Genomic DNA, 14006 nt, shown 5'->3' with positions numbered 1-14006 from the left:
GCGTGAGCCCGTGTGTCCTCACGTGTGATCCCGTCGCGGACCACACGGGCGAATGACGAGGAAGACAACCGATGGAAGATCGACGCGCGCTCCTGCCCCTGATGCTCCTGCTGGCCTGCGCGGCACTGACCGCCTGCGGCCTCGTGGGAGGGGAGACGGGCGGGCAGACGCGGACCGTCGCCACGTCATCGGAGCCCGGCGAGCCGGGTGTCTCCCAAGGAGAGGCCGTACGGCCCCTGCGCAAGGGGCGGGGAGTGACGCCCGGCGAAACGGGGACGCCGGGCGGACCGTTCCCGCTCCCCCTCCCCCTGATGCTCGCGATCGGCGGCGGGGTCGCCGTGGCGGGCGCGGGAGGGCTCTACCTGTGGTCGCGCGGCAGGCGGACGGTCGCCACCACACCGTCCCCGGCGCCGCCGTGGCAGACGGCCCCTCAAGCCCCTCAGGCGCCCCTGACCCCCCAGGCTCCCCCCGGGGCGATGGCCGCCGATGCGCCGCCGCACCCGCGGGCACCCGAGCGTGACCCGCTGGCCGAGGCGCTCACCGAGGTGGCGGGCAGCGGGATCAGCCAGGCGCTCACCCAGCAGGTCGATCGGCTGTTCTCCGGAGGACATCCGGGCAGGGAGACCCTGGTCGAGGCCTGCATCGGCTACCGGGACCAGATCGCCGAACGCCACCCCCGGCTGGCCGACACCCTGGGGGACGGCCTGAACCGGGCCGGGGTGCGGGAGATCGTCCCGGACGGGCAGCGGTTCGACCCGCGCCTGCACGAGGCGTTCGGCTCCGAGCCGACCGACCGGCCCGAACTGCACGACACGGTGGCGGAGACCGTCAAGAGGGGGTACGCCGACGGCGGCCGGGTGATCCGCGTGCCGCAGGTCGCCGTCTACCGTCACCGGGCACCCGGAGGCGAGGGTGCGGGGTGAGGCGCTCAGCCGTCGGCCAGACCGGTCTGCAGCCGCCTCCTGGCACGGTGGATCCAGGCCCGGACCGTGTTCAGCGGCACCCCGAGCGAGAGCGCGACCTGCTCGTAGGTCAGGCCGCCCGCCCACAGCAGCAACGCCTCCCGGTGGGAGGCGGGCAGCCCCGTCAGCGCCCTGCGCAGGTCGGCCAGCCTGGCGACCGAGTCCTCGAAGGGATCGGCGACCAGGAGTTCCTCGGCGACCTCGGCCATGAGGGCGTCCCGGGGAGGACGGCGCCTGATCACCGAGTGGGAGGCGTTGCGCGCGATGGCCAGCACCCAGGCCCTGAAGGGCGACCTGCCCTGAAAGGCCGGCAGACCGCGCCAGGCCGCCAGGTGCGTGTCCTGGAGCGCGTCGAGCGCGTCGGCGCGGTTGCCGGTCAGGTGGTAGCAGACGCCGAAGGCCGGGCGCCGCGCCATCGACCACAGCTCGGCGAAGGCCCTCTCGTCACCCCCGCGGGCCGCCGCGACGAGCAGGCTCTCGCCGTCGGCGGCGTCCTCGGTCCTGTCCTCGACGGCCCCGCCCAGCGACACGCTCGTCATCGGTCACCCATCGTCCGGGAGCGGAAAATCAGCCAATGACATCACGTTCCGCGACCGCCCGGTATGTGGTGGTCCGCCATGATATTGGACCGTGATAATCCCCATTCCCGGTCGTCCCATCACGAGTCAGACGGCCTGACCGACCTGCGTCGACTCCCTCAGGGAGGGCCGGGAAACCGATACAGGAGGAGAACCTGCCCATGGTGCCGCGGACGTTCCCGCCCGCCCCCCGCCTACGGCCCGCATCCGGCGGTGACGCGTGACGGCGGGCCCCGCTGACCTGCTGCGCGACCTCTGCGACTCCACCTCGGCCAGGCTCGCCGGGCCCGAGCTGCGCGAGCGGATCGCCCAGGTGCGCGCGAGCCTCGACGCCCCGCTGCGGGTCGCGGTCGCGGGCGCGGTCAGCAGCGGCAAGTCGACCCTGGTCAACGCCCTGCTCGGGCTGCCCGTCGCCCCGGTCGACGCGGGCGAGTGCACCTTCGTCGTCACCCAGTACGAGTACGGCGAGGACGACGGACTCGTCACGATCGAGCTGAAGGACGGGGGCGTCGCCCACTCGCGGCTGCTGCCCGGCCACCGGCTGCCCTCGGACCTGGGGGTCGAGGTCGCCCGCGTCAGGCGCCTTCGCGTCACGCTGGACCAGCCCTCCCTGCGCACGGTCACCATCGTCGACACCCCTGGCATGAACACGGTGACGGCGGCCAACGAACAGGCCGCAAGGAGCATGCTGTTCGGCTCCGGGGACGAGGACGACCGTGCCCAGGCGATGATCTACGTGCTGCGTTACGTCCAGAAGTTCGACGACACCACCCTCGCCGAGTTCCGCGGCCTCACCGGCGCCTGCGGGATGAGCTGCGTCAACACCCTGGCCGTGCTGGGCCAGGTCGACCGGCGCGGCGACGAGGACGACCCCTGGCCCACCGCGCGCCGCCTGGCGGCCAAGGGCTACCAGGACCTGCGGACCTCCGTCTTCGACGTGGTCCCGGTGATCGGCCTGCTGGCCGAGACCGCGCGGGCGTGCCCGCCGGACGCCCAGGAGTTCGCGGCGCTGTCCGAACTGGCCCGGATGGACGAGGACGACCTGGAGGACTACCTCCTCGACCTGGAGGACTTCCGCACCGCTCCCGACCTTCCCGTCCCCGCCGAGGTACGGCACCGCCTGGTCGGGAAGCTGCACCGCTACGGCATCATGACCGCGGTGCGCGCGCTGCGTGAGGGCGTCGCCGGGGACGCCGAGGGGCTCGCGGCGCACCTGCTGGAACGGTCGGGATACGCCTCCGCGGGGAAGGCCGCGACCGGCTCGGTCGCCGCGGGCATCGCCCACTTCGCCCGCCGCGCCGACCACCTGAAGGCGCTCGACGCCCTGACCAGGCTGCGCGCCCTCGCCCGCACCCCGGCGCTGGGCTCGGATCGCGTCACCCTGGACGCGCTCGCGGCCCAGCTCGACGAGAACAAGCCGATCGCCACCGCGCTCGGCGGCCTGCGGATCTTCGCCGCGGCCGAGGCGCTCGGCAGGGGCACGCTCGTCCTGAACGAGGAGATGACGGCGGAGCTGCTGCGCATGGCCCGCCACGACGACCCCGCCGAACAGCTCGGCCTGGCCGCCGGGGCGCCGAAGCCGGAGATCGCCGCCGCGGCCACCGCCGCCTCGATGCGCTGGCGCACCCTGGCCATGATGAGCGAGGGCCGCACCGGCGGGCACCGGGCCAGGGACGTGCTGACCGTCCTTGAGGACGTCGTCGGCGCGGCGCTCACCGAGGACCGGGGACCGGCCACCCCCACGGGGGCGGGCCCGTTGCCCCCGGTCTCCGTGGACCGGGCGGCGGCCGAGGCGCTGCGGTCGTCCCCGATGGTCCCCGCGGACGAGCGGCGCTCCGTCGAACTGCTGCTGACCGGGACCGAACTGGCGCTCCAGCTCGGCGCACCGCCCTCGGCCCCCCGCGCAGAACTGGCCGGCTACGCCGCCGCGCTGGCCGCCAGGTTCCGCGTGCTGACCCACAGGCCCCTCCCCATCAGGCAGCGCAGGGCGGCGGAGACCCTCTGCGAGGCCTACGAGGCCGTCTGGGCGTGGTGCGACCGGCCGGACGGCCCTTCCGGCACCCCCTCACCGGCACGATCCCGACAGGAGAACGTCAGTTGACGACCCCCGACCAGGCGGGCCCGGTGGCCCGGCTGCTGCGTTACGCCAACGAGGTCCACGGCCTGGCAGGCCGGTGCGGCAGGCCGGACCTGGCCGAGGTGCTGGCCGCGAGCGCGGCCAGGTGGAAGGACGAGTGCACCGACATCGTGGTCGCGGGCGCGCAGAAACGCGGTAAGAGCCGCCTGCTCAACACCCTGGTCGGCCACCCCGACCTGCTGCCCGTCGACGCCGACGTCGCGACCAACTGCTTCCTCTCCCTGCGGCGCGGCCCCCGCCTCACCGCCGTCGTGCACCGCAACACCGACACCGGGCTCGTCGAGACCCCGATCACCGTCGAGTCGATCCCCGACTACGCCTCCATGCGCGGCGACGCGGGCAAGCGGCGCGATGTCGTCAGCGTGGACGTCACCCTGGACAACCCGCTGCTGGACGGCCTGCGGCTGCTCGACACCCCCGGGGTGGACAGCCTGACGGTCGGGCACAGGCAGGTGACCGTGGCCATGCTCCAGCGGGCCGACGCCCTGCTGTTCACGCTCAGCGCGCAGGACCAGCCGGTGCTCAGGCACGAGCTCGAGTTCCTCGCCGAGGCCGCCGAGCGGGTCCAGGCGATCGTGTTCGTGCTGACCAAGGTCGAGGACTCCACCAACTGGCACAGCCTGCAGGAGGAGAACAAGGCCCGGCTGAGGACCTTCGTCACCGAGGCGATCGCCGCCGACCCCGGCAGGACGGCGACGCTGAGCCCGCTGCTGCGGGCGCCCTGGATTCCGGTGAGCTCGAAGCTCGCCGAGGCCGCCGAGGCGAAACGGCGGGAGGGACGCACCGAACGGGCCGACGCGCTGCGGGCCCGCAGCGGCATGGACGTCCTGGAGCGGTACCTGCGCGGGTTCGCCGGCGGCCGGGAGTCCGCGCGCGGCGCGACCGTGGTCGCCGCCGCGCTCTCCGCGCTGAACGCGCTGGCGGCCGGGGCGCAGGACGACGTCGCCGCGGGCTCCGACGACGCCGGGGACGTCACCGCACGGCTCGCCGAGCTGGACGCGGAGCTGGCCGCCCTCGGGGAGCTGACGGCCAAGCGCAGGGCGGGCGCCGTCGCCAACACCTTCCTCGGGCGTGAGGTCGGCGGGATCGTGGCCGCCCGGGTGGCCGAGATCCGCCAGCCGTACGAGAACGCGATCGCCACGCTGAAGAAGCAGGAGCAGATCGACAGGTACATGGCGGAGCTGCCGGAGAGCGTCCAGCGCTCGCTTGAGGCCGTCTGGTCGCAGATCGTCTACGACGTGGAGAACCTGGCCAGGACCACGCTGGACGCCTTCGCCCGCGACCTGGGCCTCGACCCGGTCGAGCTGACCTCCGACAGGCGCGCGATGCCCAACCTGTCGCAGGTCCAGGTCAAGGGGGACCAGGCCGCGGACGCGCCGGTCGACGTGGACATGGTGCGGGACGTGCTGCCCTCGATCTCGATGGCCGCCTCGTTCGGCGGCCTGGCCGCGGCCATGCTCGGCCCCATCGGCTTCCTCCTGGTCGCCCCCGCCATCGGGGCCTCCATCTTCTTCGGGCGGCGCTCGCTGGAGAAGGTGCAGCGCAACCAGGCCGCGATCAGGGGGGCGCTGCGCGACCAGTTCTCCGTCGTCGCCAGGGAGATGACCCTCGACCTGGAGCGGATGGTCGCCACCTGGCGGGTCGGCGTCGAGCAGGCCGCCGACGACAACCTGATGCGAAGGCGCAAGGACCTTGAGGGCAGGCGGGCGGAGCTGAAGTCCGCCTCGGCCCGTTCGGCCGCCGACCGTCAGAGGTCGCGGCAGTCCGGCCAGGACCGCATCGCCGCGATCAACACCCTCACCAGGCGCGGCCACGAGCTGCGAGAGGAGCTCGCCGCGGCGGTCGCCGCCCTGGGATCGGCCCCCTGACCGTCCTGTCCCCGTTCCCGCCCCGTGCCCCCGGCGACGTCCGCCGGGGGCACGGTCGTCTTCCGGGCGTCACAGCGGCAGATGCACCAGGGTCGCCGGCTGGTCACGGGCGGCGCCGGTGACGTCTCCCGGCCGGTGCAGGCACAGCAGGCCGCCGGAGACCCGTACGACCGGCTCGAACAACCCCGGCGTGCGGTGCACCTCCCGCGCCCCTGAGGGGGTGACGTGCACGAGCCTGCTGCGACCGGCGTCCAGCATCGTCATCCAGATCGAGTCGCCGTCCACGACCAGCCTCGGCCGCTCCCAGCGGTTCCGGGAGGTCAGGTGACCGGCCAGGGTCGCCGACTGCTTGCCCATCAGGAACTCCAGCGTGTGCGAACGCTGGTTGAAGATCCCCACCGACCAGCCCCTGGCGGGACTCACCTGGTCGGCGCCGACCGCGTAGATCTGGCCTCCCGCCGGGACCCAGCGCAGGGCGCCCGCCCTGGGGCGGGGCATGACGAGCTTGGTCCTGCCGTCGGCGGTGTCGGCCTCAAGACCGGCCGAGCTCGAGGTGAACCACCTGCCGTTGTGCAGGACGACCTGGTGCAGCCAGCTACGGCCGGGCTCCCGCACCGTCGGGCGCACGACACCGCCGGGGTCGATCAGGCACAGCACCTGCCAGGGCCTGAAGTCGTGGTGCCTGTTCTGGAACATCGGCTTGTTGCTGCTGAACTGCCCGAGCACCACCGTGCAGCCGGGTGCTCCGACGGAGGGCGCGGGGTCGTTGCCACTGGGCCCCTCCTGGTCGACGAGCCGCCGCGACCGGTTGTCCTCGTTGAGGAACCACTGGGTGTACGGCCCCAGGTCGCGCGGCTGCGGCGCCTGGAACATGAAGCCCCCGCCCAGGTCGAACTCGACCACCGACAGCTGGCCCGTCTCCCCCCAGGGCAGACCGACCGAGCTGTCCACCGGGACCGGCTGTCGTGGCTGGAAGAAGACCCAGGCGGTACGGCCGTGCGCGATCACGGTCGGGTTGCCCCACACCTGGAGCGGGTGGGTGCCGCGGATGGCCAGGTCGGGGGTGAGGACGCGCACCAGGGTCTGCGCGGGACCGACCTGCTCGACCGCGGCGACGCCCTCACGTGAGACGTCCCACTCGACCAGCCTGCCGAAGCGCAGCTCACGGTCGTGCCTGCCCTCGACGCCGTCGAGCCTGCGGAGCAGGTGGCCGCTGTCGAAGGCCTGGTGGACGAAGACTCTGCCCGCCTCGGCGCGGGCCTCGAGCACACCGTCGAGCACCTTGGCCACGCCCGGGACGACCGGCCCGCCCTGCCCGCCCCGCTGCGCCCCCTGCGTGCCGCCCTCGGGGACGACCTTGTGGCCGCCGGTGTGACCGCTCTCCGGGCCGGTGAAGACCTGCCCGCCGCCGGTGACGCCGGGGCGCGCGGAGAGCTTGGCGGGCGTGGCGGGCTCGGCACGGGCCACCGGGACGCTCTGGGACTGTTCGGGGTCCCGCTGCTCGACCTTGAGCTTCCAGGCGAGCTGGGCGGCGCCGTACGCGACGACGATCTTCGGGTCGTCGTAGGTGCGCACCCGGTCGCCGAGCCTGTCGCGCACGGCCTCCTGGACCAGCGGCATCCGGCTGGCGCCGCCGGTCATGAACACCGCCGCCAGCTCGTCCTGCGTGATCCCGGCCCCGCGGATCGTCTCCTCCAGGATGTCGACCGTCTTGACGATCTCGGTCCCGATGAGGTCCTCCAGGTCGCTCCTGGCGATGTGCACGTCCTCGTTGATGCCGACCACGTAGTGGGAGGAGGTGTCGAACTTCGACAGCGCCTCCTTGGCCTCCCTGGCCATCTTGAGCAGGTCGGCGGCGTAGCTCACGTAGCGGCGTTCCGGGTTGCTGGTCACCTGCTGCCACCAGTCGGCGTCCAGGCGCTCGATCTGCGCCCCGAGGAAGGCGAAGATCTGCTCGTCGAACACCTCCCCGCCGATCTCGTCGCTGCCGCCGGGTTCGCCGACGACCTTGAAGTCGCTGCCGTCCGCGGTGAGCACGGCCGCGTCGAACGTGCCGCCGCCGAGGTCGTAGACGGCCAGGTGGGAGCCGTCGGCCCGTTTGGCGGTTGCGAAGTAGCGGGCCGAGGCGACGGGCTCGTCGACGAGCACGATCCGCACCCCGCGCACGACCTGCCTGGCCGCCTCTAGCAGTACGGCCTTGCGGTCCTCGCCCCAGGCGACGGGGTGGGTCAGCGCGATGCAGTCGGGCGAGGCGCCGTCGAAACGCCGCCTGCCCTCACTCACGAACAGTTCGAGCAGCGCCGCCATGGCGTCGGCGACGGCGACCGGCACCCCGCCGAGCAGCATCCGGCCCCGGCCGACGTAGCGCTTGGGGTTGCGCTCGACGCGTTCCGGATTGAGCGCGATGCCCCGCTGGGCGATCCTGCCCGCGACCAGCGTGCCACGCTCGTCGAGCATGACGGCCGAGGGAATGCGCCGCTCCCCCTCGACCTCCAGGACGTCGAAGCGCCCTTCGGCGGCTATGACCCCGGCGGAGAAACTCGTCCCGAGATCGACACCGAGGCACCACTGCGCCATTTGCCACTCCTCGTAGATGCGGACCCGGTCGTCCCACGTTCACAGGCCGCGGCCGATCGTGGCGGGCACGCCGGGGGCGGCCGGGGTGCGCGGGAGGCTCCTCGGGATGAGTGCGGGGCGGGAGGGCACCATCTTACGGTTCTCCGCGCTCTCACGGTGATCCTGGGTGATCCTGGATGATCCCATGCCGGTCCAGCGGTGGCCTCCCGGGCCGTCTCAGCCTCCGGGGCCGCCCTCCGGGCGGGTGGCCAGGGAGGCGAGCACCCGCGCGAACGCCTTGGGCGGGGCCACCACCAGCCGGATCTGGCCGTCCTGGCTGACGAGGTCGGCCCTGATGAGGGTGAGCCTGCCGTCGTGCCACCAGTAGACCTGGGGGCTGAGCCCGTCGGCCCGCAGGTCGCACTCGCGCTGGGCGAACAACCTCAGCCGTTCGATCGCGCGGACGACCTCGATGCCCTCGACCGGATGGACGATCATCTCCGAGCGGCTCGGCAGCGCGACCAGCACCCCGTCGGCCGGCACGCGAAGGTAGTCACCCAGGCGGCGCAGGTGGGCGGCGGCGCCGGCGGTCGCGCCGCTCAGCCGCAGCGCGGTGGCGCCGCCGAGGTCGATGGCGTCGGCCGAAAGGCGCCCGTCGCTCGCCGCGTTGCCCACGGCCTCCTCCAGCGCCTGCGCGGCGGTGACCGGCCAGCAGCCGACCTCCTCGGGACGGAGCGGCCTGGCGGCCTCGCCGTACCCGACGGTCAGCACCTCGATCAGGTCGGCGCTGAGGTGGCGGCCGACGACGGCGCCCGCCAGGTCGTCGGCGGGCTGGAGCCGGGTGCGCAGCAGCGGGCGGACCTGGTCCAGGTCGCAGGCGTCGAACGGCTCCCCGGCCGTGGCCAGGACGTGGGACAGGTGCTCGGAGACCAGCACCGGCCAGTCCTCACGCGAGCGCCTGCGCGCCTCGGCCCGCAGCCCCGCCAGCCGCACCACGTGCCTGACCGTCCGCTCGCCGGAGTCCGACAGGGTCAGCGTCCCGCCGTCGGCGGAGAAGGCACAGGAGTAGCCGAGGGTGTCGGCGACCAGGGCGAGCAGGGAGTCGAGATCGACGTCCTCGACCGGCCGCGCGGCTCTCCTGGCCTGCCGGTCGCGACGCCGCCGGAACAGCCTCACACGCCCATCCCCTCTGCGCTCTCCTCCTAGGTCCGCACCTAGACTGCCTCCACGGGAGCGGTGTTTGAGCCGGTCAGAGAGCACGATTCTGCATCAATAGCACCAAGTGCCCCTAACAGCACACTCAGCTGTGGTGTGCCGTGCCCCACGGGAAGGCCCGCGATGACCGGCACCCCGAGCGGCGCGAGCCGCTCCCGCAGCACCGGATACGGATCGCCGCAGCGCTCCCAGGAGCCCAGGGCGAAGCCTGCGGCCCCGTCCAGCGCACCTGACATGAGCAGCTGGGTGAGCATCCTGTCGATCCGGTAGGGCGCCTCGGTGACGTCCTCAAGCAACACGATCCTCCCCCGCGCCCGCAGCTCGTACGGCGTGCCGCACAACGCCGCGAGCAGGCTGAGGTTCCCGCCGGTCACCGGCGCCTCGACCCGGCCCGGAACGATCACCCGATCCCCCTCGACGGGCGCGGGCGTGCCGAACAGGGCAGCGGCGAGATGTTCAAGCGTACGGGGTTCCGGCCCCTCAGGGTCACTGAGGGTCGCGCAGGCGGGCATCGGCCCGAACCACGAGGCGACGCCCAGCATGACGGCGAAGGCCCGGTGCAGCGCGGTGACGTCGCTCGAACCGACCAGCGCCTTCGGCCCCGCGGCCCGCATGGCCTCCCAGTCGAGCAGGTCGAGCACCCTCGTCGCCCCGTAACCGCCCCTGGCGCAGAACACCGCGGCCACGTCCGGCTCGCACCAGGCCGCCTGCAGGTCGGCCGCCCGCACGGCGTCCGTCCCCGCGAGGTAGCCCTCCCGGTCGAGCACGTGGGCGCCGGTGACGACCTCCAGACCGAGCTCCCGCAACAGCCGAACCCCGCGTGCCAGGCGTTCGGGGTCGGGAGGCCCGCAGGGCGCCACGACCGCGACCAGGTCACCGGGGCGGAGACGGCGCGGGACGGTCACGTGATCACGCGCGGGATCGGGCACTGAATCGGGCACGGGATCGGGCGCGACCGGTTCGCTCACCCCCCAAACGGTGCCACACTGGGCTCACATATGCGACCTCCGACCCACATCCTCGTGGTCAACGGCATCAAGGTCCGCCAGCCGGTGTTCGTGCTCGCCGCCCCGCACTCCGGTTCGGATCTGCTTGCCCGGGCCCTCAAGCGCTCCCCCGGCTTCCACGTCACCATGGGACGCGCCTCGGTGACCCATGTCGTGTACGCCTTCGCCAGGCGGCCCTCCATCACCCGCAGGGGCATGGGCGCGACACGGGTGCTGCGCGACGCCCTGGCCGAGTCGTGGCAGATCGTCCCCGGCGCCTGCCGGGAGTGCCCGGTCCCCTGCCGGGAGGCGGGCGGGGTGACCGGGGAGGGCCCGTGCGTGACCTCCGGCTCCGTCGCCCGGTTCGGCGACGCCAGCCCCGACCTGATCTACAGCGCCTCGGTGCTGCTGCAGGCGTTCCCCGACGCCAGGTTCGTCCAGCTCATCAGGGACGGCCGTGACGTGGCGGCCGACATGATGGCCGACCCCGCGGCGCTCTCGTGGTTCAGGCCCGCCATGCTGAGCGAGGAGACCGAGTTCCCCAACCCCTTCCTCGGCGTCAACTCGGGCGAGCACGGGGAGCGCTGGAAGGCCATGCCGACGGCGGGCAAGTGCGCGCTGCGCTGGCGCAGCGCCGTACGCCTGTCGGCCACGCTCCACCGGGAGCTGCCCCGCGAGCAGCTGCTGACCCTGCGCTACGAGGACCTGGCCGCCTCCCCCGCCGAGGCCGCCCAGGGACTGTCCGACTTCCTGGGCACCCGGGTCTCCAAGGTCGCCCTGTACGGCAGGCACGCGCCGCAGGTCGGCGTCTGGCACACCCGGCTGCGCGGTACCGACGCCGAGCTCGTCGGAAAGGTCGCCCGTGAGGAGCTGACCCGGCTCGGTTATCGCTGAGCCGTCACTCCCGAGGCCCCGAGGGGGAGCTGAACTGGGTGCGGTGGAGCTCCGCGTAGAGCCCTCCCCCGGCCAGCAGTTCCTCGTGTCGGCCCCGTTCCACGACGCGGCCGTCCTGGACGACCAGGATCTGGTCGGCCTCCCGGACGGTGGACAGCCGGTGGGCGATGACCAGTGAGGTCCGCCCGGCCAGCGCGGTCTTCAGGGCACGCTGCACCGCGGCCTCGGACTCGGAGTCCAAATGCGCGGTCGCCTCATCGAGGACGACCACCCTGGGCGCCTTGAGCAGCAGCCTGGCCAGCGCCAGGCGCTGTTTCTCCCCGCCGGACAGCCGGTAGCCCCGGTCGCCGACCACGGTCTCCAGGCCCTCGGGCAGCGCCTCGACCAGGTCGGCGATCTGCGCCGCGCGCAGGGCCTCCCAGATCTCCTCCTCCGTCGCGTCCGGCCTGGCGTAGGCGAGGTTGGCCCCGATGGTGTCGTGGAAGAGGTGGGCGTCCTGCATGACGACGCCGACGCTCTCGCGCAGGGAGGCGAAGCCGACGTCGCGGACGTCGAGGCCGTTGATCCTGACCGTGCCCTCGTCCGCGTCGTAGAGCCGGGAGACCAGGCTGGTGACGGTCGTCTTGCCCGCCCCCGAGGGGCCGACGAGCGCGACCATCTCCCCGGCCCGCGCGGTGAAGGAGACCCCGCGCAGCACCTCCTGGCCGGGGGACGTCTCGGGACGGGCCACCGTCTCAAGCGAGGCGAGCGAGACCTCCGAGGCCGCGGGATAGCGGAAGCGGACGTTCTCGAACTCGACGGTCACGGGCCCCGGCGGGACGGCGACCGCGTCCGGCCGTTCGGCGACCATCGGCTTCAGGTCGAGCACCTCGAAGACCCGGTCGAAGCTGACCAGGGCGGTCATCACGTCGACGTGCACGTTGGACAGGCTGGTCAGCGGGCCGTACAGGCGCATCAGGAGGGCGGTGAGCGCGACGAGGGTGCCCAGCTCGAAGGCGCCGCCGACGGCCAGGACGCCGCCCACGCCGTAGACCAGGGCGGTGGCCAGCGCGGCGACCAGGCCGAGCGCGACCCGGAAGACCGTCCCGTACATGCCGACGACGACGCCGACGTCACGCACCCGGCCGGCCCGGCTTCCGAAGGCGTCGGCCTCCTCCTGCGGCCTGCCGTACAGCTTGGCGACGGTGGCGCCCGCGACGTTGAACCGCTCGGTCATCATGGAGCTCATCTCGGCGTCGAGCTGCATCTGCTCGCGGGTGAGCCCGGACATCTTCCTGCCGACCCACCTCGCGGGCAGGAGGAAGAGCGGCAGCAGCACCAGCGCGACGAGCGTGATCTGCCAGGACAGCACCAGCATGGCGCCCAGGACGAGCACCAGCATGACCACGTTCGAGACGACGGAGGACAACGTGCTCGTCAGCGCCCGCTGCGCGCCGATCACGTCGCTGTTGAGCCTGGAGACCAGGGCCCCGGTCTGGGTGCGGGTGAAGAAGGCCACGGGCATGCGCTGCACGTGGTCGAAGACCTCGGTGCGCAGGTTGTAGATCAGGCCCTCACCGATCCTGGCGGAGAACCAGCGCTGCGCCAGTGTCAGCGCGGCGTCGGCGACGGCCAGCGCCGCGATGACCCCCGCCAGGGTGACCACGACGCCGGAGCGGCCCGGGGTGATGCCGTCGTCGATGATGGCCTTCATCAGCAGCGGGTTGACGATCACGATGACGGACCCGGCCACGACCAGCGTGAGGAAGGCGAGGATGTGCCGGGTGAAGGGGCGCGCGTAGCCCGCGATGCGTCTGACCGTGCCCGGCGTGAGCCGCTCCTTGGTCACCGAGCTGTCGCGCCGCAGGGAACGCATCGCCTGGGGGCCGAACCCCCCGCCCATCATCGTCATGTGGCCTCCTCCGCCGGTGCGAGCACCGTGGCGGGCCCTGGCATTCCCGCGTCAGCTTCCGGCGAACAACGCCCTGACCCGGGCGATCTGCTCGCGGCGCTCGGCGGCGCCTTGCTCCTTGAGCGTGCGCTCCCGTGCTCCCTGGAGCAGGCGTTTGGTCGCGGTCGCTGCGCCCCTGTCGACCGACAGCAGCGCGGCGGCCAGATCCCGTACGGCCCGCGTCAGCTCCTCCCCGGCGACGACCAGCTCGGCGAGGCCGAGGGCGGCCGCCTCCCGCGCCCCCACGGCACGGGCGGTGAGACAGATCTCAAGGGCTCTGGGCAGGCCGACCAGGTCGACCAGTGGCTTGGTGCCCGTCAGGTCGGGGACCAGCCCGAGGGCGGGCTCCCTCATGCACAGTGTGGCGTCTTCGGCCAGGATCCTCAGGTCACAGGCCAGGGCCAGCTGGAACCCGGCTCCGATCGCGTGGCCGTTCACGGCGGCGATGGAGACGATGTCCGGGCGGCGCAACCACAGGAATCCCCGCTGCGCCTGGGCTATCCGTTGTTCGAAGGTCGAGTCGTCGGCCGCCGCGAGAGTCGCGAGCGAGCCCTGACCCGGGATGCCCTCGGGGCTGAGCAGACGCAGGTCGATGCCTGCCGAGAAGGACGGCCCCTCACCTCGGACCACGACGATCCTCACCTGCTGCGGCAGGGAGTCACCGATGCGAGCCAGCTCGGACCAGGTGGCGAACGTCTGTGCGTTACGCCTCTCCGGCCGATCCAGCGTGATCGTCGCGATCTCGCCGTCCACCTCGAAGCGCAGACCGGCCTCCTCGTGAGAGACCTTCTCCGCGCTCCCCCCGATCGCCGCTTCCGCCATCGCCCGCTCCAGCTGTCGTTCGTACGTCTCGCCCGAGCCTATCGACTCTCTAGAAGGA

Annotated in this window: 10 protein-coding genes; 4 read left to right on the top strand and 6 right to left on the bottom strand. The window is 72.9% G+C overall.

Translation table 11 applies throughout. The features are described from left to right. Nucleotides 1-71 precede the first annotated feature (71 nt). On the top strand, nucleotides 72-923 hold the full coding sequence (grpE, locus tag ACFYY8_RS36155; RefSeq protein ID WP_390048964.1) for a nucleotide exchange factor GrpE: 852 nt from the start codon (nucleotides 72-74) through the stop codon (nucleotides 921-923). A gap of 5 nt (nucleotides 924-928) precedes the next feature. Here the strand turns inward: grpE and ACFYY8_RS36150 are convergent, their stop codons facing one another. Beyond that, entirely contained in the window at nucleotides 929-1501 is a 573-nt protein-coding gene (locus ACFYY8_RS36150; RefSeq protein WP_352013149.1) for a sigma-70 family RNA polymerase sigma factor, read from the bottom strand. A gap of 259 nt (nucleotides 1502-1760) precedes the next feature. On the opposite strand from ACFYY8_RS36150, the gene ACFYY8_RS36145 reads away from it, so the two are divergent. After that, nucleotides 1761-3641, top strand: a complete 1881-nt coding sequence (locus ACFYY8_RS36145; RefSeq protein WP_390048962.1) for a dynamin family protein — start codon at nucleotides 1761-1763, stop codon at nucleotides 3639-3641. Further along, on the top strand, nucleotides 3638-5545 hold the full coding sequence (locus ACFYY8_RS36140) for a dynamin family protein (protein WP_390048958.1): 1908 nt from the start codon (nucleotides 3638-3640) through the stop codon (nucleotides 5543-5545). Before ACFYY8_RS36145 ends, ACFYY8_RS36140 begins: the two co-directional genes overlap by 4 nt. Before the next feature lie 69 nt (nucleotides 5546-5614). On the opposite strand, the gene ACFYY8_RS36135 is transcribed toward ACFYY8_RS36140, so the two are convergent. The 3 genes from ACFYY8_RS36135 to ACFYY8_RS36125 all read right to left on the bottom strand — a co-directional run bounded on the left by ACFYY8_RS36135 (nucleotide 5615) and on the right by ACFYY8_RS36125 (nucleotide 10284). Next, nucleotides 5615-8122: an Hsp70 family protein gene (locus ACFYY8_RS36135; RefSeq protein WP_390048956.1), complete on the bottom strand. Its 2508-nt coding sequence runs from the start codon at nucleotides 8120-8122 to the stop codon at nucleotides 5615-5617. Between the two features lie 216 nt (nucleotides 8123-8338). After that, the gene (locus ACFYY8_RS36130) at nucleotides 8339-9277 is read right to left on the bottom strand and encodes a hypothetical protein (protein WP_390048954.1); all 939 of its coding nucleotides are present in this window, start codon (nucleotides 9275-9277) and stop codon (nucleotides 8339-8341) included. Nucleotides 9278-9315: 38 nt separating this feature from the next. Continuing rightward, nucleotides 9316-10284 carry an LD-carboxypeptidase gene (locus ACFYY8_RS36125; RefSeq protein ID WP_390048952.1) on the bottom strand — a complete coding sequence of 323 codons (969 nt, stop codon included), beginning with the start codon at nucleotides 10282-10284 and terminating at the stop codon, nucleotides 9316-9318. Between the two features lie 30 nt (nucleotides 10285-10314). Here ACFYY8_RS36125 and ACFYY8_RS36120 point away from each other — a divergent pair, with 30 nt between their 5' ends. Then, on the top strand, nucleotides 10315-11196 hold the full coding sequence (locus tag ACFYY8_RS36120; RefSeq protein ID WP_390048950.1) for a sulfotransferase family protein: 882 nt from the start codon (nucleotides 10315-10317) through the stop codon (nucleotides 11194-11196). Nucleotides 11197-11200: 4 nt separating this feature from the next. Here the strand turns inward: ACFYY8_RS36120 and ACFYY8_RS36115 are convergent, their stop codons facing one another. Further along, the gene (locus ACFYY8_RS36115; protein ID WP_390048948.1) at nucleotides 11201-13087 is read right to left on the bottom strand and encodes an ABC transporter ATP-binding protein; all 1887 of its coding nucleotides are present in this window, start codon (nucleotides 13085-13087) and stop codon (nucleotides 11201-11203) included. Nucleotides 13088-13138: 51 nt separating this feature from the next. Next, nucleotides 13139-13948 (bottom strand): enoyl-CoA hydratase/isomerase family protein, encoded by an 810-nt coding sequence (locus ACFYY8_RS36110; RefSeq protein ID WP_390048946.1) that lies wholly within the window; start codon nucleotides 13946-13948, stop codon nucleotides 13139-13141. Nucleotides 13949-14006: the final 58 nt, after the last annotated feature.

Source organism: Streptosporangium sp. NPDC001559 (genome assembly GCF_042893955.1).
In the GTDB taxonomy this organism is placed as follows: domain Bacteria; phylum Actinomycetota; class Actinomycetes; order Streptosporangiales; family Streptosporangiaceae; genus Streptosporangium.
This window is presented reverse-complemented; position numbering and strand designations above follow the sequence as displayed.

Bases quoted from the DNA above. Each gene is read 5' to 3' on its own strand.
- ACFYY8_RS36120 (WP_390048950.1), top strand. From the start codon at position 10,315: ATGCGACCTCCGACCCACATCCTCGTGGTCAACGGCATCAAGGTCCGC.
- grpE (WP_390048964.1), top strand. From the start codon at position 72: ATGGAAGATCGACGCGCGCTCCTGCCCCTGATGCTCCTGCTGGCCTGC.
- ACFYY8_RS36150 (WP_352013149.1), bottom strand. From the start codon at position 1,501: ATGACGAGCGTGTCGCTGGGCGGGGCCGTCGAGGACAGGACCGAGGAC.
- ACFYY8_RS36115 (WP_390048948.1), bottom strand. From the start codon at position 13,087: ATGACGATGATGGGCGGGGGGTTCGGCCCCCAGGCGATGCGTTCCCTG.
- ACFYY8_RS36135 (WP_390048956.1), bottom strand. From the start codon at position 8,122: ATGGCGCAGTGGTGCCTCGGTGTCGATCTCGGGACGAGTTTCTCCGCC.
- ACFYY8_RS36110 (WP_390048946.1), bottom strand. From the start codon at position 13,948: ATGGCGGAAGCGGCGATCGGGGGGAGCGCGGAGAAGGTCTCTCACGAG.